This window comes from Phycicoccus avicenniae (genome assembly GCF_050496545.1).
Taxonomy (GTDB): domain Bacteria; phylum Actinomycetota; class Actinomycetes; order Actinomycetales; family Dermatophilaceae; genus Phycicoccus; species Phycicoccus avicenniae_A.
Map to the genome: position 1 here is coordinate 170,020 of NZ_JBNVZV010000007.1, position 20,422 is coordinate 190,441.

General features: G+C 73.2%; 21 protein-coding genes. 10 read left to right on the top strand and 11 right to left on the bottom strand.

What is annotated here, in order from left to right:
- Positions 1-85 precede the first annotated feature (85 nt).
- The 10 genes from ACQZ2A_RS08520 to ACQZ2A_RS08565 all read right to left on the bottom strand — a co-directional run bounded on the left by ACQZ2A_RS08520 (position 86) and on the right by ACQZ2A_RS08565 (position 8,613).
- Complete coding sequence (locus ACQZ2A_RS08520) at positions 86-1,321, bottom strand: tyrosine-type recombinase/integrase (protein WP_430209516.1); 1,236 nt, start codon at positions 1,319-1,321, stop codon at positions 86-88.
- A gap of 215 nt (positions 1,322-1,536) precedes the next feature.
- Complete coding sequence (locus tag ACQZ2A_RS08525; RefSeq protein WP_430209519.1) at positions 1,537-2,628, bottom strand: ABC transporter ATP-binding protein; 1,092 nt, start codon at positions 2,626-2,628, stop codon at positions 1,537-1,539.
- Entirely contained in the window at positions 2,625-3,458 is an 834-nt protein-coding gene (locus ACQZ2A_RS08530) for an ABC transporter permease (RefSeq protein ID WP_430209576.1), read from the bottom strand. The genes ACQZ2A_RS08525 and ACQZ2A_RS08530 overlap by 4 nt, the downstream gene beginning before the upstream one ends.
- 2 nt (positions 3,459-3,460) lie before the next feature.
- Complete coding sequence (modA, locus tag ACQZ2A_RS08535) at positions 3,461-4,261, bottom strand: molybdate ABC transporter substrate-binding protein (RefSeq protein WP_430209522.1); 801 nt, start codon at positions 4,259-4,261, stop codon at positions 3,461-3,463.
- Between the two features lie 35 nt (positions 4,262-4,296).
- A complete protein-coding gene (locus tag ACQZ2A_RS08540; RefSeq protein WP_430209524.1) occupies positions 4,297-4,707 on the bottom strand; it encodes a TOBE domain-containing protein in 411 nt (136 codons plus the stop codon).
- A gap of 106 nt (positions 4,708-4,813) precedes the next feature.
- The gene (locus tag ACQZ2A_RS08545; RefSeq protein WP_430209527.1) at positions 4,814-5,755 is read right to left on the bottom strand and encodes an amino acid ABC transporter permease; all 942 of its coding nucleotides are present in this window, start codon (positions 5,753-5,755) and stop codon (positions 4,814-4,816) included.
- Complete coding sequence (locus ACQZ2A_RS08550) at positions 5,752-6,429, bottom strand: amino acid ABC transporter permease (RefSeq protein ID WP_430209530.1); 678 nt, start codon at positions 6,427-6,429, stop codon at positions 5,752-5,754. Before ACQZ2A_RS08550 ends, ACQZ2A_RS08545 begins: the two co-directional genes overlap by 4 nt.
- Before the next feature lie 83 nt (positions 6,430-6,512).
- On the bottom strand, positions 6,513-7,361 hold the full coding sequence (locus ACQZ2A_RS08555) for a glutamate ABC transporter substrate-binding protein (protein ID WP_430209533.1): 849 nt from the start codon (positions 7,359-7,361) through the stop codon (positions 6,513-6,515).
- 68 nt (positions 7,362-7,429) lie between these two features.
- Entirely contained in the window at positions 7,430-8,170 is a 741-nt protein-coding gene (locus ACQZ2A_RS08560) for an amino acid ABC transporter ATP-binding protein (protein WP_430209536.1), read from the bottom strand.
- 110 nt (positions 8,171-8,280) lie between these two features.
- On the bottom strand, positions 8,281-8,613 hold the full coding sequence (locus ACQZ2A_RS08565; RefSeq protein ID WP_430209539.1) for a cupin domain-containing protein: 333 nt from the start codon (positions 8,611-8,613) through the stop codon (positions 8,281-8,283).
- Between the two features lie 140 nt (positions 8,614-8,753).
- On the opposite strand from ACQZ2A_RS08565, the gene ACQZ2A_RS08570 reads away from it, so the two are divergent.
- Positions 8,754-10,160, top strand: a complete 1,407-nt coding sequence (locus ACQZ2A_RS08570) for an NAD(P)/FAD-dependent oxidoreductase (RefSeq protein ID WP_430209541.1) — start codon at positions 8,754-8,756, stop codon at positions 10,158-10,160.
- 14 nt (positions 10,161-10,174) lie between these two features.
- Here the strand turns inward: ACQZ2A_RS08570 and glfT1 are convergent, their stop codons facing one another.
- Positions 10,175-11,068, bottom strand: a complete 894-nt coding sequence (gene glfT1 / locus ACQZ2A_RS08575) for a galactofuranosyltransferase GlfT1 (protein WP_430209544.1) — start codon at positions 11,066-11,068, stop codon at positions 10,175-10,177.
- A gap of 169 nt (positions 11,069-11,237) precedes the next feature.
- Here glfT1 and ACQZ2A_RS08580 point away from each other — a divergent pair, with 169 nt between their 5' ends.
- From ACQZ2A_RS08580 to ACQZ2A_RS08620, 9 genes are all read left to right on the top strand, one after another.
- Positions 11,238-12,179, top strand: coding sequence for a glycosyltransferase (locus tag ACQZ2A_RS08580; RefSeq protein ID WP_430209547.1), 942 nt, complete (start codon positions 11,238-11,240; stop codon positions 12,177-12,179).
- Complete coding sequence (locus tag ACQZ2A_RS08585) at positions 12,176-13,354, top strand: UDP-galactopyranose/dTDP-fucopyranose mutase family protein (protein WP_430209550.1); 1,179 nt, start codon at positions 12,176-12,178, stop codon at positions 13,352-13,354. Before ACQZ2A_RS08580 ends, ACQZ2A_RS08585 begins: the two co-directional genes overlap by 4 nt.
- The gene (locus ACQZ2A_RS08590) at positions 13,351-15,282 is read left to right on the top strand and encodes a glycosyltransferase (protein WP_430209552.1); all 1,932 of its coding nucleotides are present in this window, start codon (positions 13,351-13,353) and stop codon (positions 15,280-15,282) included. Before ACQZ2A_RS08585 ends, ACQZ2A_RS08590 begins: the two co-directional genes overlap by 4 nt.
- Positions 15,279-16,130, top strand: a complete 852-nt coding sequence (locus tag ACQZ2A_RS08595; protein ID WP_430209554.1) for an ABC transporter permease — start codon at positions 15,279-15,281, stop codon at positions 16,128-16,130. Before ACQZ2A_RS08590 ends, ACQZ2A_RS08595 begins: the two co-directional genes overlap by 4 nt.
- Complete coding sequence (locus ACQZ2A_RS08600; protein WP_430209556.1) at positions 16,130-16,861, top strand: ABC transporter ATP-binding protein; 732 nt, start codon at positions 16,130-16,132, stop codon at positions 16,859-16,861. The genes ACQZ2A_RS08595 and ACQZ2A_RS08600 overlap by 1 nt, the downstream gene beginning before the upstream one ends.
- A complete protein-coding gene (locus tag ACQZ2A_RS08605; RefSeq protein WP_430209559.1) occupies positions 16,858-18,786 on the top strand; it encodes a DUF6541 family protein in 1,929 nt (642 codons plus the stop codon). Before ACQZ2A_RS08600 ends, ACQZ2A_RS08605 begins: the two co-directional genes overlap by 4 nt.
- Before the next feature lie 167 nt (positions 18,787-18,953).
- A complete protein-coding gene (locus ACQZ2A_RS08610; RefSeq protein ID WP_430209561.1) occupies positions 18,954-19,211 on the top strand; it encodes a hypothetical protein in 258 nt (85 codons plus the stop codon).
- Complete coding sequence (locus ACQZ2A_RS08615; protein ID WP_430209564.1) at positions 19,202-19,840, top strand: nucleoside/nucleotide kinase family protein; 639 nt, start codon at positions 19,202-19,204, stop codon at positions 19,838-19,840. The genes ACQZ2A_RS08610 and ACQZ2A_RS08615 overlap by 10 nt, the downstream gene beginning before the upstream one ends.
- Before the next feature lie 150 nt (positions 19,841-19,990).
- Positions 19,991-20,422 (top strand): hypothetical protein (locus tag ACQZ2A_RS08620; RefSeq protein WP_430209566.1); only part of this gene is annotated, 432 nt, incomplete at its 3' end.

Here is a 20,422-nt window from a genome sequence, read left to right on the forward strand (position 1 = left end):
GTCGGCCTGCTGACGCAACTGAAGGATCCCTGGTCGTCGAGTTCGGCACGCCGCGGGACGGGAGAGGCCTGTTGGCGGGAAACACCTATTCGATCGGCATGTTGCCGAAACTGATGCCGGAGAAGGCGGTAGCGGTGAGTTCATCCATGCGGCTTTGGGTGGCACGGACGTATCGTTCGGCCGCTTGAGTCGAGCTGTCACCCAGAAACAGTTTGACCTCGGCCACATGCGCTCCCCGCTGGGCCATGCGTGTCGCTCCGGTCGCGCGCAGGTCATGGAAGTTGATCGGCCTTCCGACGGCGGTGCGTACAGCGGCCCAGCCGCCTCTGCCCTTGCGGAAACTGGTCTCGGACAGCCACCATCCGTCATCGGCGGGGAACAGTAGTCCGTTGCGCCCGACGACGTAGGTGTCCATGTGGTGTGTCAGCGCGGCCAGGACGGGTGCGGGGATCCGCTGGTCGCGCCTGCCCGCTTGGCTCTTGGGCCCTTTCTCGTAGCGGCGCCCGTTCGGTCCGGTACCGATGGCGCGCGTCACTCGGACGACGGGAACCTTGGCGCTCAGGTCGATGTCGGAACGGCGCAACGCGATGATCTCCCCGAAGCGGAGGCCGCAGCCGAGAGCGAGGGCGACCATGGCTTGCCACTCCGGGCGGATGGTGGCGACGATGAGGCGCAGGTCGTCGTCGTCGATGACTTCGGTTCGCGCCTCGGAGCGGCTGCCGATGGAGCCGGCGCCATCGATCTTGAAGGGGTTGATCGCCCCGGGAAGCACGCCATCGGCAGCGGTTGCACTGCGCATGATGGCGGAACCCAACGCGTAGCACTCCCGAGAGGTTTTGGGCTTGTCGTGGGGGAGGTGCTGCTCGTACCAGCGAAGGACGACTGTCACCGTGATCTCGTCAAGAGGGAGTGGGCCCAGAGCGGGCAGGAGGTACTTCCTGAGCCAAAGACCGTACGAGCGACGCGTGGACTCCTGGAGGGGGCCATTGCGGGTTCGGCGTGTCCGCAACCATGTGGCGGAGTACTCCGCAAAGGTGACGACGGCCTCTCGTTCGGCCTGGCGCCTCTCCACCTCTGCTCGTTCCGCGAGGGTGGTCCATTGGGCTCCCTCGGCAATCAAGCGACGCTCCTCGTCGCGTAGCCAGTCCCGCGCCGCCTCGTGTCCGTACGTGGTCGGTTCGAACGTGTGGGGGGCGGCGATGAGCTGCCCTCCGCGGCCCGAGGGGTGGTTGGCAGGGACGCTATAGCGCGCCTGCCATCGCCCCGAGCGCATCTGGGACACCTGCCCGAACCGGTGACGCGCTCGTTTTGCATCGTTCATGCATCGAATCGTAGGGCCATTTTTGTCCCTTTTCGACCCTCGGATGGACAGTTGGACCAGCGTAAGGATGGGGCATATCTGCAGGTCAGGGGGCGTCTGTGACTGTGTATGTCCACTCGAGTCCAACAGAACCAATCGTTCGTTCGAGTCCAACCGGGGGAGCACGAGAAGGGGCCCGGACCACCACGGTCCGGGCCCTTCGCGCACCGGTGTGCTCAGTCCTCGACGGCCGGGGTGCGCCGGTACACCTCCACGTCGACGGCCTTGGCCGAGAGCCAGACCTCCTGCCCCGGCTCCAGGGCGAGGTCGGCCACGGCGGCCGGGGTGACGTCGACGAGGGCCGACGGACTCCCGTCCAGGTCGAGCCGGACGCGGTCGGTGAGGAGGGTCAGCCCGGTGATCGTCGCCGGCCAGGTGTTGCGGGCGCTCGAGCGCCCCGGGGGTGCGTCGGACACCGTGACCGCGGAGGGTCGCAGCGCCACGAGGACCTCCCCGCGGTCGTCGTGGTCGGGGACGACGAAGGAGCCGCCCCCCTCGAGGGCGACCACCGGACCGTCGGCGACCCCGGAGTAGAGGTTGAGGCCGACCAGCCGGGCGACGTACTCGGTCGAGGGGCGGCGGGCCACCTCGGAGGGTGTGCCCTCCTGCACGACCCGGCCCTCCTCGAGCACGACGAGCCGGTCGGCCAGCACGAGGGCCTCGAGGGGGTCGTGGGTGACGAGCAGGCACGGCCCGTCGAAGTCGGCCAGGTGCCGGCGCAGCTCGGTCTGCACGTCGAGGCGGGTGCGGGCATCGAGGGCCGAGAGCGGCTCGTCGAGGAGGAGCAGGCCGGGCGCGCCGGCCAGCGCGCGGGCGAGGGCCACGCGCTGGGCCTGCCCTCCCGAGAGCCCGGCCGGGCGCCGGCGCGCGTGCTCGGCGAGCCCGAGCCGGTCGAGCCACGCCTGCGCCACGGCGCGGGCCTCGGCGCGCGACCGGCCCCGCACGGACGGCGAGAACGCGACGTTGTCGAGCACCGAGAGGTGGGGGAAGAGCCGGTAGTCCTGGAACACGAAGCCCACGGGTCGGTGCGAGGCCTCGACGAAGGCCCCCGTGCTCGCGTCGTCGAGGACGGTGCCGTCGAGGACGATCCGGCCGGCCGTGAGCGGGACCAGCCCCGCCAGAGCCCCCAGCAGGGTGGACTTGCCCGACCCGTTCGGCCCGAGCACGGCGAGCACCTCACCGGGTGCCGCGCGCAGGGAGGCATCGAGGGTGAAGGCGCCGCGCTCGACGCGGGCCTGCACCGACAGTCCGGGAGGGTTCGCGGTCACGCGTTCGTGCCTCCGCGCAGCCACCTGTCGCGCAGCGTGACCAGGATGGCGACCGAGACGAGGAGGAGGACCAGGCTGAGCAGGATCGCCGCGTCGGGGTCGGTCTCCAGCGCGTAGTACACGGCGATGGGCATCGTCTGGGTCCGCCCCGGGAAGCTGCCCGCGAAGGTGATGGTGGCGCCGAACTCCCCGAGCGCGCGCGCCCAGCACAGGACGGCGCCGGCGGCGAGGGACGGCGCGATCATCGGCAGCGTGACCCGGCGGAAGACCGTCATCCGCCCGGCGCCCAGGGTGGCCGCGGCCTCCTCGTACCCACGGTCGGCGGCCCGCAGCGCGCCCTCGACGGTGACGACGAGGAAGGGCATCGCGACGAAGGTCTCGGCCATGACCACGGCGGTCGAGCTGAACGGGATGGTGATCCCGAACCACTGGTCGAGGTACCGGCCGAGGAACCCGTTGCGCCCGAAGGCGAGCAGCAGGGCGACACCACCGACCACCGGCGGCAGGACCAGCGGCAGGGTGACCAGGGCCCGCACCACGCGCAGCCCCGGGAAGGAGGCCCGGGCCAGCAGCCAGGCCAGCGGGACCCCCACGACGAGGGCGATGACGGTGGCCAGCGACGAGGTCCACAGCGACAGCTTCAACGCCTCGGCGGCCTGCGAGCCGCGCAGGATCGTCCACGCGTCACCCCAGGGGGCACGGATGAGCAGCCCCGACAGCGGCACGACGAGGAAGAGGACCGCCACGACGGCCGGGACGAGCAGCGGAGCCGGCGCCGAGCGGGACCCTGCACCGGTCCTCGCGCGGCGCCGTCGCTCGGCGACCGACAGGGTCACGGCCGCTGGAAGCCGGCCGCGGTGAGGACCGTGGCGCCCTCGGCGGAGAGGACGTAGTCGACGAAGGCGGCCGCCGTCGCGGGGTTTCCGCTCTGCGTGAGTGCCGCGATGGGGTAGCTCGTCGAGGCGTTGACGTCCGCCGGGATCTCGATGCCCCTGACCGTGTCGCCGGCGGCCCGGACGTCGGTCACGTAGACCACGCCGGCGTCGACCTCGCCCAGGGTGACCTTGCTCAGCACCGACTTGACGTCCGGCTCCAGGGTGACGGGCTCGACGGTGAGCTTCGCGTTGGCGAAGACCTTCTCGGCGGTCGACCCGCACGGGACCTGGCTCTGGCACAGGGCCGTCTTGACGTCCGCGTCGGCGAGCGAGGCCACACCGGTGACCTTGCCGGGGTTGGCCGGCGGCACCGCGATCTCCATGACGTTCTTCGCGAAGGTCTTCGGGTCGCTCGCCGCCTCGGCGGCCACGACCGTGTCCATGTTCTTCGCACTGGCCGAGGCGAAGACGTCCGCCGGGGCGCCCGAGGTGACCTGCGTCGCCAGGGCCGAGCTGGCCCCGAAGCTGAGGGTGACCTCAACGCCCGGGTGCGCGGCCTCGAACTGCCGGGCCAGGGTGGTGAACGACTCGGTGAGGGAGGCAGCGGCCAGCACGGTGATCTCCCCGCTCACCGACGACGCCGACGAGGCCGGGGTCGAGCCGGCGCCCGCGCCGCTCGCGCTCGTGTCGCTGCCGCAGCCGGCCAGCCCGAGACCGGCGAGTCCGGCGACGAGGGTGGTGATGACGACGCGGCGCATGGGCGCTCCTGGCTTCTCGGGGGAGGGCGTGCGGGTCATCGCGGTCGGGGGATCTCGACCGAGACGTTGGTGGCCTTGACCGCGGCGACGGCGAGCATCCCGGGTTCCAGCCCCAGCTCGTCGGCGGCCTCGCGGCTCAGGAGGGACACGAGGCGGTGCGGCCCGCACTGGACCTCGACCTGCGCCATGACGCCGTCCTTGACGACCCGCGTCACGAGCCCGGTGAACCGGTTCCGCAGCGAGGCGGGCGCGAGGTCGTCGGCATGGAGCTGGGCCGCCTCGGCGGCGAGCTCCTCGGCGAACCGCGCCAGGACGGGACCCTCGACGGCACGCCGGCCCGCCGCATCGGTCGTGGTCGCGATCCGTCCGGCGTCGGCCCAGCGGCGCATGGTGTCGTCGCTGATGCCGAGCAGGTCGGCGGCCTCACGGATCCGGAACAGGTGCACACGGGTACCCTAGCCGCACGTGCGGGAAAAACCACCCGGTGCGGCCAGATCCGCGCGCGCGCAGTCGCGATGAGAACGCATCCGCGGAACAACCAGCGGTCCTGACCTATCGGGCGGTGCTCGTCGGGTCGAGGTTCTGGACGTTCTCGCCGCCGAGGCCGGTGCTCGGCATCGCCCCGGTGCCGCCCGGGGCGCCCGGCATCGCGTTCGTCGTGGTGCCGCCGGCGGCCCGGCCGCGCCGGTTGATCCGGCGCTCGACCCGTCCGGCGACGAGGGTCAGACCGTAGTTGAGCAGGATGAAGAGGACCGCCGCGACGACGAACGCCGGGATGGGGGCCGCGTACGCCGTGCCGGCGTCGCGGGCCACCTGCAGCAGCTCCGGGTAGGTGATGGCCGTGCCCAGGGCACTGTCCTTGAGGATGACGACCAGCTGGCCGACGAGGGCGGGCAGCATCGCGGTCAGGGCCTGCGGGAGCTCGATGGAGCGCAGCACCTGGCCGGGGGAGAGCCCGATCGACAGGCCGGCCTCGGCCTGCCCGCGGGGCAGCTGGTGCACGCCCGAGCGGACCAGCTCGGCGATGACCGACCCGTTGTACAGCGTGAGCCCGGTGACCACGGCGTAGAAGGCGTTGAAGTCGACCCCGAAGACGTTGTTGACCGCGTAGACGCCGAACGCGAAGTACATCATCAGCAGCACGGGGACGGCGCGGAAGAACTCGACGACGACACCGCAGAACCAGCGCACCGGGGCCAGCTGCGAGAGCCGCCCCATGCCGAAGACGAGCCCGAACACCATCGCCAGGACGATCGAGACCGCGGCGGCCTGCAGGGTCTTGAGAATGCCGGGGACCAGGTACTCGGTCCACACGTCGGCCGAGAGCACGTAGCGGCTCCACAGGTCGGCGTCGAGCTGACCGGCCTGCTGGAACTTCCACAGCACCACACCGAGCCCGGCCGCGCCGAGCAGCACGCCGAAGACCGTGAGCACCCGGTGGCGGGCCCGGGCACGGGGGCCGGGGGCGTCGAAGAGGACCGAGGGCGCGCTCATCGCTTGACCGCCAGACGTCGGGAGAGGGCGGTGAACAGGACGCCCACCGGCAGGGTGAGGATGACGAAGCCGATCGCGAAGACGAGGAAGACGGTCACGCTGGCGGTCTCGTTCTCGATGATCACCTTCATCAGGCCCGAGGCCTCGGCGACGCCGATGATCGAGGCGACGGTGGTGTTCTTGGTCAGCGCGATGAGCACCGAGCCGAGCGGTGCGATGGCGCCTCGGAAGGCCTGCGGCAGGATCACCTCGCGCATCGACTGGGCGAACGTCAGGCCGATGGAGCGGGCGGCCTCGGCCTGCCCGGCCGGCACGGTGTTGACCCCGGAGCGCAGGGCCTCGCAGACGAACGCCGCGTGGTACACCGCCAGGCCCACGATCGCCCAGCGGATCCCGTTGTCGCGCACCCACGTCGGCGAGCTCGCCGGGGCGAACTCGAGCTTGAGGATGTAGAACGCCCCGAGGATGCAGAACAGGAGGATGAGGGTGAGCGGGGTGTTGCGGACGGTGTTCACGTAGAACGCCCCGAGGTTCCGCAGCACGCCGACGGGCGAGACCCGCATGACGGCGAGGACCGTGCCGAGCAGCAGCGAGCCGATCGCCGCGAAGACGGTGAGGTAGACGGTCATCCCGAACGCCGCGAGGACGTCGTAGTTCTCGAAGATCTCCCGCACGGGCGGGTCCCCTTCCGGTCAGCGGTGACGGGGGACGCCGCCCGCCCGGGTGGGCGGTCGGCGTCCCCCGACGTCGTCGTGCGTCAGGAGCAGGCGTCCGGCGTGGGCGGGTTGCCCGCGCCCGGCTTGTAGCCGGCCGGCCCGAGGTTGTCGTCGATCGCCTTCTGCCAGGCGCCGTCGTTGACCATCTTGGTGATGGCCGCGTTCACCTTCTCGCAGAGGGCGGTGTCGCCCTTCTTGAGGCCGACGCCGTAGCGCTCCTCGGAGAAGGTCTTGCCGACGACCTTGAACTTGCCCTTGTACTCGTCCTGCGCGGCGAAGCCGGCGAGGATCGTGTCGTCGGTGGTCAGGGCGTCGACGCCCTTGTTGGCCAGTGCCGGGAGGCACTCGGAGTAGGTGGCGAACTCCTGGAGCTGGACGCCCGGGTACTGGTCCTTGACCTTCTGGGCCGAGGTCGAGCCGGTGACCGAGCAGAGCTTCTTGCCCTCGAGGGCGTCCGGGCCGGTGACCGAGGAGTCGTCCGCGCGCACGAGCAGGTCCTGGCCGGCGACGAAGTACGGCCCGGCGAAGGAGACCTTCTCCTTGCGGGCGTCGGTGATCGAGTAGGTCGCGAGGACCATGTCGACCTGACCCGTGGAGATGAGGGTCTCGCGCTGCGCGCTGGGGGCCTGCACCCAGGTGATGTCGGCCGCGTCGGTGCCGAGCTCCTTGGCGATGTACGTCGCGACGTCGACGTCCATGCCCGAGTACTCGGTGCCCTTCTTCAGGCCCATGCCCGGCTGGTCGAACTTGATGCCGATCTTCAGGCCGCCGCCGGAGTCGCCGGACTCGCCGCCGCCGCTCCCGGTGTTCCCTGCGTCGGAGCCGCAGGCCGCCAGGCCGAGGGCGAGTGCCGCGGTGGCCGCGACCGCACCCCATCGTCGTGTCGTCATGTGCTGTTCCTCCCTGTCGTGCCGTGCCCCGGGTGGTCGGGGCGCGGCGATGTGCAGTCCCTCGTGGGTCAGTGGGTGAGGATCTTCCCGAGGAAGTCCTTGGCCCGCTCGCTCTGCGGGTTCGTGAAGAACTCCTCGGGCGTGCCCTCCTCGACGATCTGGCCGTCGGAGAGGAAGACGACCCGGTTGGCCGCCTTGCGGGCGAAGCCCATCTCGTGGGTGACGACGATCATCGTCATGCCGCTCCTCGCCAGCTCGACCATGACGTCGAGGACCTCGGTGATCATCTCGGGGTCCAGCGCGGAGGTCGGCTCGTCGAAGAGCATGACCTTGGGGTCCATCGCGAGCGAGCGGGCGATGGCCACACGCTGCTGCTGCCCGCCGGAGAGCTGGGCGGGGTACTTCTCGGCCTGGTGGGCGACGCCGACCCGTTCGAGGAGCTCCATCGCGCGCTTGTCCGCGTCGGCCTTCTTCATCCCGCGGACCTTGACCGGCCCGAGCGTGACGTTCTCGAGGATCGTCTTGTGGGCGAAGAGGTTGAAGGACTGGAACACCATCCCGACGTCCGCGCGCAGGGCCGCGAGCTCCTTGCCCTCCTCGGGGAGGTGCTTGCCGTCGATGGTGATCGACCCGGACTCGATGGTCTCGAGGCGGTTGATGGTGCGGCAGAGCGTGGACTTCCCGGAGCCCGAGGGGCCGATGAGGATGACCACCTCGCCCGTGCCGACGGTGAGGTCGATGTCCTTGAGCACGTGGAGGTCACCGAAGTGCTTGTTGACGTCCTTCATGACGACCAGGGCTTCGCTCATGCTGCTGCAACCTAGTCAAGACCGGGCCTCTCAGGGAAATGCCAGCCACCCGATCGGGCATCGTGACCGATCCGAGACCTCGGGACGGCGGCGCGCCGGGAGGTGTCGGATCAGGCCACCCAGACCTTCCGCAGCGTGGCCGTGACCGTCCAGGTCGTGCGCTCGCCGGCCCGCAGACGGACGGCCGTCCCGGGCCCGAGGTCGATGGTCTCGCCGTCCTCGAACTCCACCGTCCCCGCGCCGGACAGGACGACGAACACCTCGTCGGTCTCGGTGTCCCGGGCGGTCCCGGCGGTCATCTCCCAGACGCCCACCTCGACGTCGCCCAGCGCCGCGAGCGTACGGACCGCCGCGGTCGGGCTGCCGGCCACGACGTCGGCGGTCGGCAGCGGGTGGTGGGGGAGGGCGAGGCTGTGGGCGTCGGCGAGGAGGCGGTCGGACATGACCGGATGGTGTCACGCCACCGATCGAGAAGCCAGCAGACCCTCGAGCCGTCGGTTTCCGAGGCAGCCGGCCGTGGGAGGTCCGTGATCCGTGGACACGGGCGCGCGCGACGGGACCGCGCTGGGGCATGATGCTCGGCATGCCCGTCTCGCCGTCCGTGGTCCGCGCCTCGCTCGCCGACGCGGTGCCGGACGTCTTCTGGACCGACCGCCCCGCGCTGCGCCCCGACCCGCGCCCGGCGCTGACCGGCTCCGGGCACCACGCCGACCTGGTCGTGGTCGGCGGGGGCTTCACCGGGCTCTGGGCCGCGCTCCAGGCCAAGGAGGACGACCCCTCCCTCGATGTCGTCGTCCTCGAGCGGGGGCGGCTCGGGATCGCGGCGTCGGGGCGCAACGGCGGGTTCGTCTCGCCGTCGCTCACCCACGGGCTGGCCCAGGGCGTGGCCTGCTGGCCGGACGAGGTGCCCGCGCTGGAACGCCTGGGCGCCGAGAACATGGCCGGCCTCGCCGACGCGGTCGAGCGGTACGGCATCGACTGCGACCTCCATGTGCCCGGTGAGCTGACCCTCGCCCTCGACGAGCGTCAGCTCGCCACGGTCCGGGAGGCCCACGCCCTGCACCGCGAGCACGGCGTGCCCGTCGAGCTGCTCGATGCATCGGCGGCCCGGGCCCGCGTGGACTCCCCGCGCTACCTCGGGGGGATGCACGACCCGACGGTCGGGCTCGTCGACCCCGCGCGGCTGGTCTGGGGGCTGGCGGCGGCCGCCGAGCGGCTCGGGGTGCGGGTCCACGAGGACACCGCCGTCGCCCGGTTCGACGCGGACGGCGACGGGCTGCTCGTCGGCACCGAGTGGGGGAGCATCCGCGGCCGGCGGGTCGTCGTGGGCACCGGCGCCTTCCGGGGGGTCCTGCGCCGGCTGGCCTGGTACACGCTGCCGGTCTACGACCACGTGCTGATGACCGAGCCGCTGACGCCCGCGCAGCTGGCCGCCGTCGGCTGGGAGGGGCGCGAAGGGCTCACCGACGCCGGCAACCAGTTCCACTACTACCGGCGGACGCTGGACGACCGCGTGCTCTTCGGCGGCTACGACGCGAACTACCACTTTCCCGGGCGGATCGACCCTCGGTACGAGCAGTCGGCGTCCCACGACCTGCTGGCGCGCCACTTCCTCGAGATCTTCCCCCAGCTCGAGGGCGTGCGCTTCACCCACCGCTGGGCCGGCGTCATCGACACCACGTCGCGGTTCACGCCAGTGTTCGGGACGGCGTTCGGCGGTCGGCTCGCGTACGCGGTGGGCTACACCGGCCTCGGGGTGGCCTCCACCCGCTTCGGCGCGCGGGTCGCCCTGGACCTCGTGCACGGCCGCGACACCGAGGTCACCCGGCTGGGGATGGTGCGCCGCAAGCCGCTACCCTTCCCGCCCGAGCCGTTCCGGGCGATCGGGGTCAAGGCCACGCGGGCCTCGCTGGCCGCCGAGGACCGCACCGGCCGGCGCAACCTGTGGCTGCGCGGGATGGACGCCGTCGGCATCGGGTTCGACAGCTGAGGGTCCGGGCCGGCTCAGGAGACGAAGTGCTCCCGCCGCCCCGCGGCCGACCGCTCCCGCCAGACGCGCCACCACCCGGGGTCCCGGCGCAGCACGAGGTGGTACCACGCGTAGCGCGCCTCGTCCGGCCAGCGCCGCCAGCGCATGCCCGGCTGGCTCGTGAGCCAGCCGAGGTTGCGGTAGGCGACCTCGGCGCGCGCCGGGTCCGCCGGGACGTACACCGGCAGGGTGCCGCCGAGCAGCGGCACGACGTCACGGGCGCCGGAGGGGTGCAGCCACGACGCGTCGAGGCAGGTGCCGAAGGGCAGGCCGCTGCGCACGAGCCGCCGGTGGATCTCGACCTCGTCGCCCCGCACGACGAGCCGGGGGTCGGGCACGCCGACGGCGTCGAGCGCTCGGGCAGCGAGGAGCATCCCGTTGAAGGGGTTGACGACGTCGCGCAGCACCCCGGTGGCCGGCAGGTCCGTCCGGACGGTCGCCCGGCGGGTGCCGCTGCGCAGCCCGAAGGCCAGCCGCGAGGGGTCGTCGACGTCGAGGACGAGGGGGGCCACGACCTCGAGGGACTCGCGGTCGGCGGCGGCGAGGAGGGCGGTGAGGGTGCCCGTCGTCGCCGGACGCCCGTCGTCGTCGGCCATCCACACCCAGTCCGCCCCGAGCGCGCGTGCGGTGAGGAGGCCGTAGGCGAACCCGCCCGCGCCCCCGAGGTTCGTGGCCGACGGCAGGTAGGTCAGCGGGAGGTCGCAGCCCTCGACGACGTCTCGTGTGTGGGGATCGTCCGCGTTGTCGACGACCACGAGGTGGTCGGGGCGGCGGTCCTGTGCGGCGAGCGCCGCCAGCCCCCGGGCGAGCAGCCCGGGACGGCGGTGTGTGACGACGACGGCGACGACGCGCCCGGCGGTGCGGTTCACGTCCCCGACGATAGGGCGCGCGGACGAGCGGCTCCCGTCCTCGAGGTGAACTGCAGGCGTCGCCGCGATGGCCCCTGCCGGCGCATGACGGCTCCCCGCCCGGCACCGGTCACCCTGCGGCCGTGGCGAGTTCACCGTCCGTACCCCGTCCGTCCCTAGCGTCGTCGGCGTGAGCGAACCCTTCTCCCTGCTCCTGCCCGTCTACCGCGGTGACCGGCCACAGCACCTCGTCTCGGCGTTCCGCAGCACCGTGCACGAGCAGCTGCGCCGCCCCGACGAGGTGGTCGTCGTCCAGGACGGCCACATCGGCCCGGAGCTCGCCTCGGCCCTCGAGAAGCTCGAGTCCGGGTCGCCCGTCCCCGTGCGACGGCTCCGCCTCTCGCACAACGTCGGTCTGGCCCAAGCCCTCCAGTGTGGCCTCGCGGCCTGCCGGCACGACGTCGTGGCCCGGATGGACGCCGACGACATCTCGCTGCCGCACCGCTTCCTCGTGCAGCTCCCGGTCGTCGAGGACGGCGCCGACCTCGTCGGTGCGGCGGTGCTGGAGGTGGAGGGCGACGACGTGCGCGCCGGCGGGGGAGTCCTGCGCGTCCCGCCGGTGGAGGCCTACGACATCGCCGCGACCGCCCGCTGGCGCAACCCGTTCAACCACCCGACCGTCGTCTACCGGCGCAGCGCGGTGCTCGCCGCCGGGGGCTACCGCGAGCTGCCGTTCATGGAGGACTACTGGGTCTTCACCCGGATGATCGCCAACGGGGCGCGGGTCGTCAACATCGCGGAGCCACTCGTGCGGTACCGGGTCGACACCGGCGCGTACGAGCGCAAGGGCGGTGTGCGACAGCTGCGCTCGGAGCTGCGGCTCCAGCGCCGCCTGCGGTCCGAGGGCTTCACGAGCACCGGCCAGATGGTGCGCAACTCCGCCGTCCGGGGCGGGTACCGCCTCGTCCCGACGGCGCTCCGCCGGCGTGCCTACCGGCACACCTTCACGAGCGACCCCGCGACCGCCACCGAGCTCCCCCTGCCCGTGGCGCCGCCGTGGCACCGGCACCCGTCCGCCGGGCGGTGGGTCGCCCCGCCGGCCGTGCGCACCGGGACGGAGGACGAGGCATGAGCGGCGTCGACCTCGTCGTCGTCGGGTCCGGCCTGTACGGCCTGACCGTCGCCGAGCGCGCCGCGGAGCGCGGCCTGGACGTCCTCGTCCTCGAGAAGCGGGACCACATCGGCGGCAACGCCTGGAGCGAGGTGGAGCCCGAGACCGGCATCGAGGTGCACCGGTACGGCGCCCACCTGTTCCACACGAGCAACGCGCGGGTGTGGGAGTACGTCAACCGGTTCACGGCCTTCACCGACTACGTCCACCGCGTGTGGACCGTGCACCGCGGCGAGGTCTTCCCGATGCCGATCAACCTCGGCACGCTCAATCAGTTCTTCCGCAGCGCCCACAGCCCGGAGGCCGCGCGCGCCCTGGTGGCCGAGCAGGCCGCCGAGCTCGCCGGCGACCCGCGCAACCTCGAGGAGAAGGCCATCAGCCTCATCGGGCGGCCGCTCTACGAGGCGTTCGTGCGCGGGTACACCGCCAAGCAGTGGCAGACCGACCCCACCGAGCTGCCGGCGGAGATCATCTCCCGTCTGCCCGTGCGGTTCTCGTACGACAACCGCTACTTCTCCGACACGTGGGAGGGCCTGCCGGTCGACGGCTACGCCGCGTGGCTGACCCGGATGGCCAACCACGCGCGCATCGAGGTCCGACTGGGCACCGACGTGCTCGAGGGCGACCACCACCTGCACCGGGACCGGTTCGTCGGGCAGGTGCCCGTCGTCGTCACCGCACCCGTGGACCGGTGGTTCGGCGAGGCGCACGGCCGGCTCGGCTGGCGCACGCTCGACTTCGACCAGGAGGTCCTCCCGGTGGGGGACCACCAGGGCACCGCGGTCCTCAACGAGGCCGACGAGTCCGTCCCGTGGACCCGGACGCTCGAGTTCCGGCACTTCCACCCGGAGCGGACCCACTACCCGAGCGACCGGACGGTCGTCGTCCGCGAGCACTCCCGGTTCGCCGGGCCGGGCGACGAGCCGTACTACCCGGTGGCCGCTCCCGCGGACCGCGAGCGGGTGGCCGCCTACCGCGAGCTGGCGAACCTCGAGCGCGGCCTCGGTGTCCACTTCGGCGGACGGCTGGGCACCTACAAGTACCTCGACATGCACATGGCCATCGCCTCGGCGCTGACCTTCGTCGACAACGAGCTGGACGACCTGCTCGCCGGCCGCCCGGTGGGTGCACGGTGACCGACCTCGACGTCGTCGCCCGGGTCGTCCTCCCGCTCGACGGGGACCTCGACGTGCTCCCGCTCTACGTCGACGGCCGGCACGTCCAGGAGCCGCCGGTCGACGAGAACCAGCCCGTGCTGTCCCTGCCGTCCGACCAGCACCCGGACCAGGTCCTGGGCCGCCGCTCCTACCGCCTCGGAGAGGGCGTGGGTGCATCGTTCGCGACCTGGCTCAACGCCTTTCCCGCCTCGTACTGGCGCCGGTGGACGACCGCCACCGAGGTGGTGCTGCGGGTCCGTACCACCGGCGAGGGCGTGCTCATGGTGTACCGGTCCTCGGCCCGGGGTGCCAGCGCGCGGGTGACCAGCCGCTCGCTCGACGGGTCCGCCGACCACGAGGTGCGGCTGCCGCTCGACACCTTCGCCGACGGCGGCTGGTACTGGTTCGACCTCGTCGCCGGGGCCGGTGGGCTCGTGCTGAACGAGGCCGACTGGAGCGTGCCCGTGGGCGACGCCCCGGCGCCCACGCCGGGCGGGACGACGGTCGGCATCACGACCTTCGACCGGCCCGGGTACTGCGCCGCGCTCCTGGCCCAGCTGGGCTCGGCGTCCGAGCTCGACGACGTCCTCGACGCGGTGGTCGTCGTCGACCAGGGCAGCCGCCGGGTGGAGGAGGACCCGGGGTTCCCGGAGGCCGAGCGACTCCTCGGCGACCGGCTCCGCGTCATCCGACAGGCCAACCTCGGTGGCTCGGGCGGGTTCTCGCGCGCGATGCTCGAGACGCTCGACGCCGGCCGGTCCGAGCACGTGCTGCTCCTCGACGACGACGTCGTGTGCGAGCCGGAGGGCATCGCCCGGGCCGTGGCCTTCGCTCGGCACTGCCGCCGTCCGACGGTGGTCGGCGGCCACATGTTCTCGATGTACGAGCGCTCGGTGCTGCACGCCGTCGCCGAGGTCGTGCGCCCCTGGCAGTTCCGCTGGGCGCCGTCCGGCCCGTCGGAGCACGACCACGACCTGGCCCGCCGCACGCTGCGCGCCACCCCCTGGCTGCACCGGCGCCTGCCGGCCGACTACACCGGGTGGTGGATGTGCCTCGTGCCGACCGCGGTCCTGCGTGACGTCGGGCTCTCGCTGCCGTTCTTCATCAAGTGGGACGACGCGGAGTTCGGGCTGCGCGCCGGGGCGGCCGGCCATCCGACGGTCTCGCTCCCGGGCGCCGCCGTGTGGCACGTGCCGTGGACCGACAAGGACGACAGCACCGACTGGCAGGCCTACTTCCACGCCCGCAACCGCATCGTCGCGGCGCTGCTGCACTCGCGCTACGACCGCGGCGGCCGGCTGGTGCGCGAGAGCCTGCTCATCTCGGTCAAGCACGTCCTCGCCATGCAGTACGGCGCGGCGGCCCTGCGCACCCGCGCCCTGCGCGACGTGCTGCGCGGCCCCGACGTGCTGCACGCCGAGCTCGGCAGCGCCCTCGGCGAGGTCCGGGCTCTGCGCGCCCGACACCCGGATGCGCACGTGCGCCCGGACGCCGAGGACTTCGCGCGGGTGACGCCCCGCCGGCGCCGGAAGCGCGACCCCGACCCGACCCGCCCGACCGGCCGGGTGGCGACCCTGGCCGCGGGCGCCGCGGGGCTGCTCCACCAGGTGCTGCCGGTGCCCCCGGGCGCCCACGACGCCCCGGAGGTCGAGGTCGCGGCGGCCGACGCCGGCTGGTGGTCCCTGGCCCGGCTCGACTCCGCCCTGGTCGCGACCGCCGACGGCGGCGGGCTGGCGTGGCTGCGCCGCTCGCGCGGGGACGCGGGCCGCGCTCTCGCCGAGGCGGTCGACGTGCACCGCGAGCTGCTGGCGCGCTGGCCTGAGCTGTCCTCGCGGTACCGCGGGGCGCTGCCCGAGCTCACCGGGGAGTACGCCTGGCGCCGGACCCTCGGGCTGGACGCGTCGTGAGCGACCTCGCCGTCCAGGGCGTCGGCGGGGGGCTGACGGAGGTGCTGCGCCGCCGGCACCTGCTGGGCCTGCTCGTCCGCAAGGAGCTGCGGGTGCGCTACCGCGCCTCGCTGCTCGGGCTGGGCTGGTCCTACGTCAAGCCGGCGGTCACCTTCGCCGTCTACTTCGTGGGGCTCGGGCTCGTCCTGCGCCAGACCAGCATCCCCGACTACGCGGTGTACCTCTTCGGCGGGCTCGTCGTCGTCAGCGCCTTCTCCGAGGCCCTCGGCAACGCCACCCGCTCGGTCGTCGCCAACGGCGAGCTGGTCCGCAAGATCTTCCTGCCGCGCGAGCTGTTCCCCGTGGCCAGCGTCTGCGTGGCGGGGGTGCACCTGCTGCCGCAGCTCGTCGTCCTCCTCACCGGTGCGCTCGTCGCCGGCTGGCGGCCCGACCCCGGCGGGATGCTGGCCCTGGCCGCCTGCGTGCTGCTCACGGGGCTGCTCGCCACGGGTCTGGGGCTGCTGCTCTCGGCCGTCGACGTCCTCTTCCGCGACGTCGAGAACGTCGTCGACCTGGTCCTCACGGTGCTCGTCTGGACCTCGCCGGTGCTCTACCCGACGCACCTCGTCGAGCGGCTGCTCGGGGCGGGGTCGTGGGGGTTCACCCTGTACCAGCACAACCCGCTGACCGTGGCGGTCGACCTCGTGCACCGGGCGACCTGGGCGGGAGCCTCCCCGGGGAACGTCGCGCTCGTCCCGTCCGACCTGGTCTCCCGCACAGTCATCGCCCTCGGCACCGCCCTGCTGCTCGTCGCGCTCGGGCAGGCGGTCTTCCACCGGCTCTCCGGCCGGTTCGCGCAGGAGCTCTGATGGGGGCGCGCGTCGCGGTGTCGGTCGAGGGCGCCTCCAAGCACTTCCGGCTGCGGCACACGCACTCCCTCAAGGAGAGCCTCGTCTGGGCGGTGCAGGGACGGGCACGCCACGACGACTTCCACGCCCTCGCCCCGCTCGACCTCACCGTGCACGAGGGCGAGACCGTCGCGCTGCTCGGGCGCAACGGGTCGGGCAAGTCGACGCTGCTCAAGCTGGTCGCCGGTGTGATGGCCCCGGACACCGGCCGGGTGCGGGTGCGCGGCCGGCTGGCCGGGCTGCTCGAGGTCGGCGCCGGCTTCCACCCCGACCTCACCGGCCGAGAGAACGTCCACCTCAACGCGGCCATCCTCGGCATGGATCCGGCCGCCGTCCGCGCGCGCTTCGACGACATCGTCGCGTTCGCCGACATCGGTCCGTTCCTCGACACCCAGGTCCGCTTCTACTCCTCGGGGATGTTCCTGCGGCTCGCCTTCGCCGTCGCGGTGCACACCGAGCCGGACGTCTTCCTCGTCGACGAGGTGCTCGCGGTCGGCGACGAGGCCTTCCGCGACAAGTGCCTCACCCGCATCGAGCAGCTGTCCGCCGAGGGCCGCACGCTCGTCGTGGTCAGCCACGACCTCCCGCTCGTCGAGCGGCTCTGCGACCGCGGCATCGTCCTCGATGCCGGGCGCGTCGTGCACGACGGCCCGGTGGAGGAGGCGGTCGGCCGGCTGCGGGCCGTCTTGTGACGTGGTGGTCGGCCGTCCCCGCCGTGCTCGTCGGGGCCCTGCTCCTCGTCGTCCCGGGAGCCCTGACGGCGTGGGCCGCCGGTGTGCGGGGGGTGCTGACCGTCGCGCTGGCCCCCGTGCTGTCGACCGGGGTCCTCGGGGTCGGAGCGGTGGTCACGCAGGGCGTCGGCCTGCGGTGGGGGCTGCCCGCCGTTCTGCTCTCCACGGCGGCGGCCGTGGCGGTCGTCGCCGTCCCGCGGTACGTCGGGCGCGCGACCCCGCGTCCCCGGGCGGGTGACCGTCCGCTCCTGTGGTGGGCGAGCGGCCTGGGCGTGCTCGGGGGTGGGGCATCGCTGGCGCTCGGCTTCGCGCGCGGCGCCGGTGGGGTCACCACCTGGCCGCAGACCTTCGACGCGGTGTTCCACCTCTCGGCCGCCCGGCACGTCCTGACGACCGGCGACGGCTCGTCCTTGACCCTCGGCACGGTCGCGGTCCCGGGAGCCTCCCGGGGGTTCTACCCGGGTGCATGGCACGACCTCGCGGCCCTCGTCGCCGGCGTCACGGACGTGCCGGTCGTCGTGGCGGCGAACGTGACCGCGCTCGTGGTCGTGGCGGTGGCCTGGCCGATCTCCCTCGTGGCGCTCGTGCGCGTGGCGCTCGGTCCGCGGCCGCTGCTGCTCGCGGCGACGGGTCTGCTCGCGGCCGCCGTCACGGCCTCGCCGGTGCTCGTCTCCTCGTACGGCACGCTCTGGCCCAACGCCCTGGGGACCGCCGTGCTCCCGGCCGCCCTCGCGCTCGTGGTCGGGGTGCTCGGGCGCCCCGTGCGGGCCGGCGGGGCGCCGAGGGCGACGGCGCTGGTCCTCGTCGGACCCGCGCTGGCCGGGCTGGGCCTGGCCCACCCCAACGCCGTCGTCTCCCTCGTGGTCCTGGGGGTCGTCGCCGCGGTCGTCGCGGCGTGGCGTGCGGGTGGGCGCCTGCGGGTCGCGGGTCTCGCCCTCGTCCCGGCCACCGTCTGGTTCCTCGGATGGTGCCCGGCCTTCGACGGGACGCGCCGCACCTCGTGGCCGGCCCGTGAGAGCCCGGGGCAGGCGGCGGGGGAGTGGCTGACGCTCTCGGTCCAACGCGTCCCGCTTCCCGCCACCGTGGCTGTGCTGACGGTCCTCGGGGCGGTCGTGCTCTGGGTCGGCCGGGACCGCGCCCGTCGCTGGCTGGTCGCGGCGCACGTCGTCGCCGGGATGCTGTTCGTGCTCGTCGCCGGGAGCGACGGAGCGATCGCGCGGCGGCTCGGAGGCCCCTGGTACGACGACGCGTTCCGCCTGGCGGCCCTCGCCGGCGTCACCGCGGTGCCCCTCGCGGCCGTCGGTGTCGAGCAGGCGGTCCGGTGGTCGGCGTCGTGGGTCCGACGCGGGCCCGGGTCGCCTCGCACGGTGCGTGCGGCACCGCTCCGGCTGGGCTGGCCGGTGGCCGTCCTCACCCTGCTCGTCCTGGTCACCGGCGGGCTGTACCCGGACGCCACGGCCAAGGTCACCGGGCAGTGGTACCGACCGCGCGCACTGTTGGGCACGGCCGAGGAGCAGCTGGTCGCCCGGCTGCCCGAGCACGTGCCCGTGGGCGCCGTCGTCGCGGGCAGCCCGTGGGACGGTGCCGCGCTCACCGGTCCCATCGGGGGCCGCGACGCGCTGTTCCCGCACCTCAACGGACGCTGGGACGCGGACCGGCGGCTCCTCGCGGGCGACCTGGACCGGGCGGCCACCCGGCCCGACGTCTGCGCGGCGGTGCGGCGGTTGGGAGTCACCCACGTGCTGACGTCCGGCCACGGATTCTGGGCCGGCGACCGGCGCCGGCAGCTCTACGACGGCCTCTCGGTCGCGGGCCACCCCGGGTTCGTGCGGGTGGACTCGTCGGGGAGCGCGGACCTCTGGCGCATCACCGCCTGTGGGGAGTGAGGTCCGCCGGGACACGACCGGTGACGCGGCGGACACCCCTCGCGTCTGTCGTCGAAGAGCCTGCGGGAGTAGTCTGTTTGCGTAGGGTCGAGATGTGCGGGGGCAGCAGGCACCCCGTCCGGCCCTGCCGTCACCGGAGGCGTTCGACGCCTCGGTCGGGACACGCCGTGAGCACAGACCCAGCCCTCGCCCCCCAGGTCCTCCCGCCCGCGCCGGTGCTCGTGCACCAGCTCCTCGCCGAGGTGGCCGCCGTCGACGATCCGGTGGGCCGCGAGGCCGCGGCCCTCGAGCTCGAGCGGGTCCTCGCCGAAGGGGCGCGGGCGGCCGGCGCGCTGGCGCGGCTCGTCGCGCACGGTCGCCAGCGCCCCCGCGCGTACCTCGACGAGGAGGACATCGGGTCCTTCGCCCGGCCGCCGTGGGCCTGAGCGACGTCCCGCCCGACCTGCTGCGGCGGGCCCGCGCGCTGCTCGGTGACGCGCCCCGCGCCCTGCTCGGCATCACCGGGGTCCCGGGGGCCGGCAAGACCACCCTCGCGGAGGAGCTGGTCGCGGCCCTGAACGCGGAGACTCCGGGGCAGGCCGTGCACGTCCCGATGGACGGCTACCACCTGGCGGACAGCGTCCTGGAGGCGCACGGCACCCGAGCGCGCAAGGGGGCCGCCGAGACCTTCGACGGCTGGGGCTACGTCGAGCTGCTGCGGCTGCTGCGCACGTGCCCGGCCCACCCGGTCTTCGCGCCCGGCTTCGACCGTGACCTCGAGCAGCCGCTCGCGGGCGCGATCGAGGTACCGGCATCGGCACGGCTCGTCGTGTCGGAGGGCAACTACCTTCTGCTCGACGCGCCGCCGTGGTCCCACGTGCGCGAGCTCGTGGACGAGGTGTGGTTCTGCGAGGCCGACCCCCAACGGCGGACGGCCGCGCTCATCGGTCGGCACGTCACGTTCGGCAAGGAGCCCGAGGCCGCCCGGTCGTGGGTCGCCGCGGTCGACGAGCCGAACGCCGCGCTCGTGGCCGCCACCCGTGAGCGGGCGGACCTCGTGGTGCGGACGTACTGATCTCCGCCCCGGTGGGTGCCGGTGCGGGTCGTTGAGGAGTCGCCCGGGGACGTCCATGTGCTCCGGTATCCGGGCCAAAATTCTTGTCGGGCAGCAGGATTGGGCCGTGGAAACTCTTGTCGACCGTACAAGTGTTCGGTACGATGAGGCATGGACAGGGGGACGATCAGCAGCCGCATCGCGGCACTGCGCGAGGAGTGCGCGCGGCTGGGTCGTGAGCTCGTGGAGTCCGGTCAGGGGTTGTCGTCGGGGGATGCCTTCGAGCTCGCGGGGGAGGCGCAGGGGCTGGCCAACAGTGCTGATGCCCTGGTGGCGGTGTCGGCGGCGTGGGGTGCGCGGTTCGAGACGCGGCTCTCGGGTGATGGTCCGGCGGAGCGGGTGCACCCGCTGGGGTTCGTGGACGGGATGTCGGCGGTGATGTTCTGCCTGGAGGCGGGCCTGACCGAAGGGGTCGCGGGGCGGAAGGTCGTTCTGGGTGCTGCGCTCGGGGAGCGGTTCCCTCGCACGCGTGACCTGTTGGTCGAGGGCGCGGTGGGCACGATCACGGCGCAGAAGGTCGTCGATGCCTGCGCCGGGCTGGAC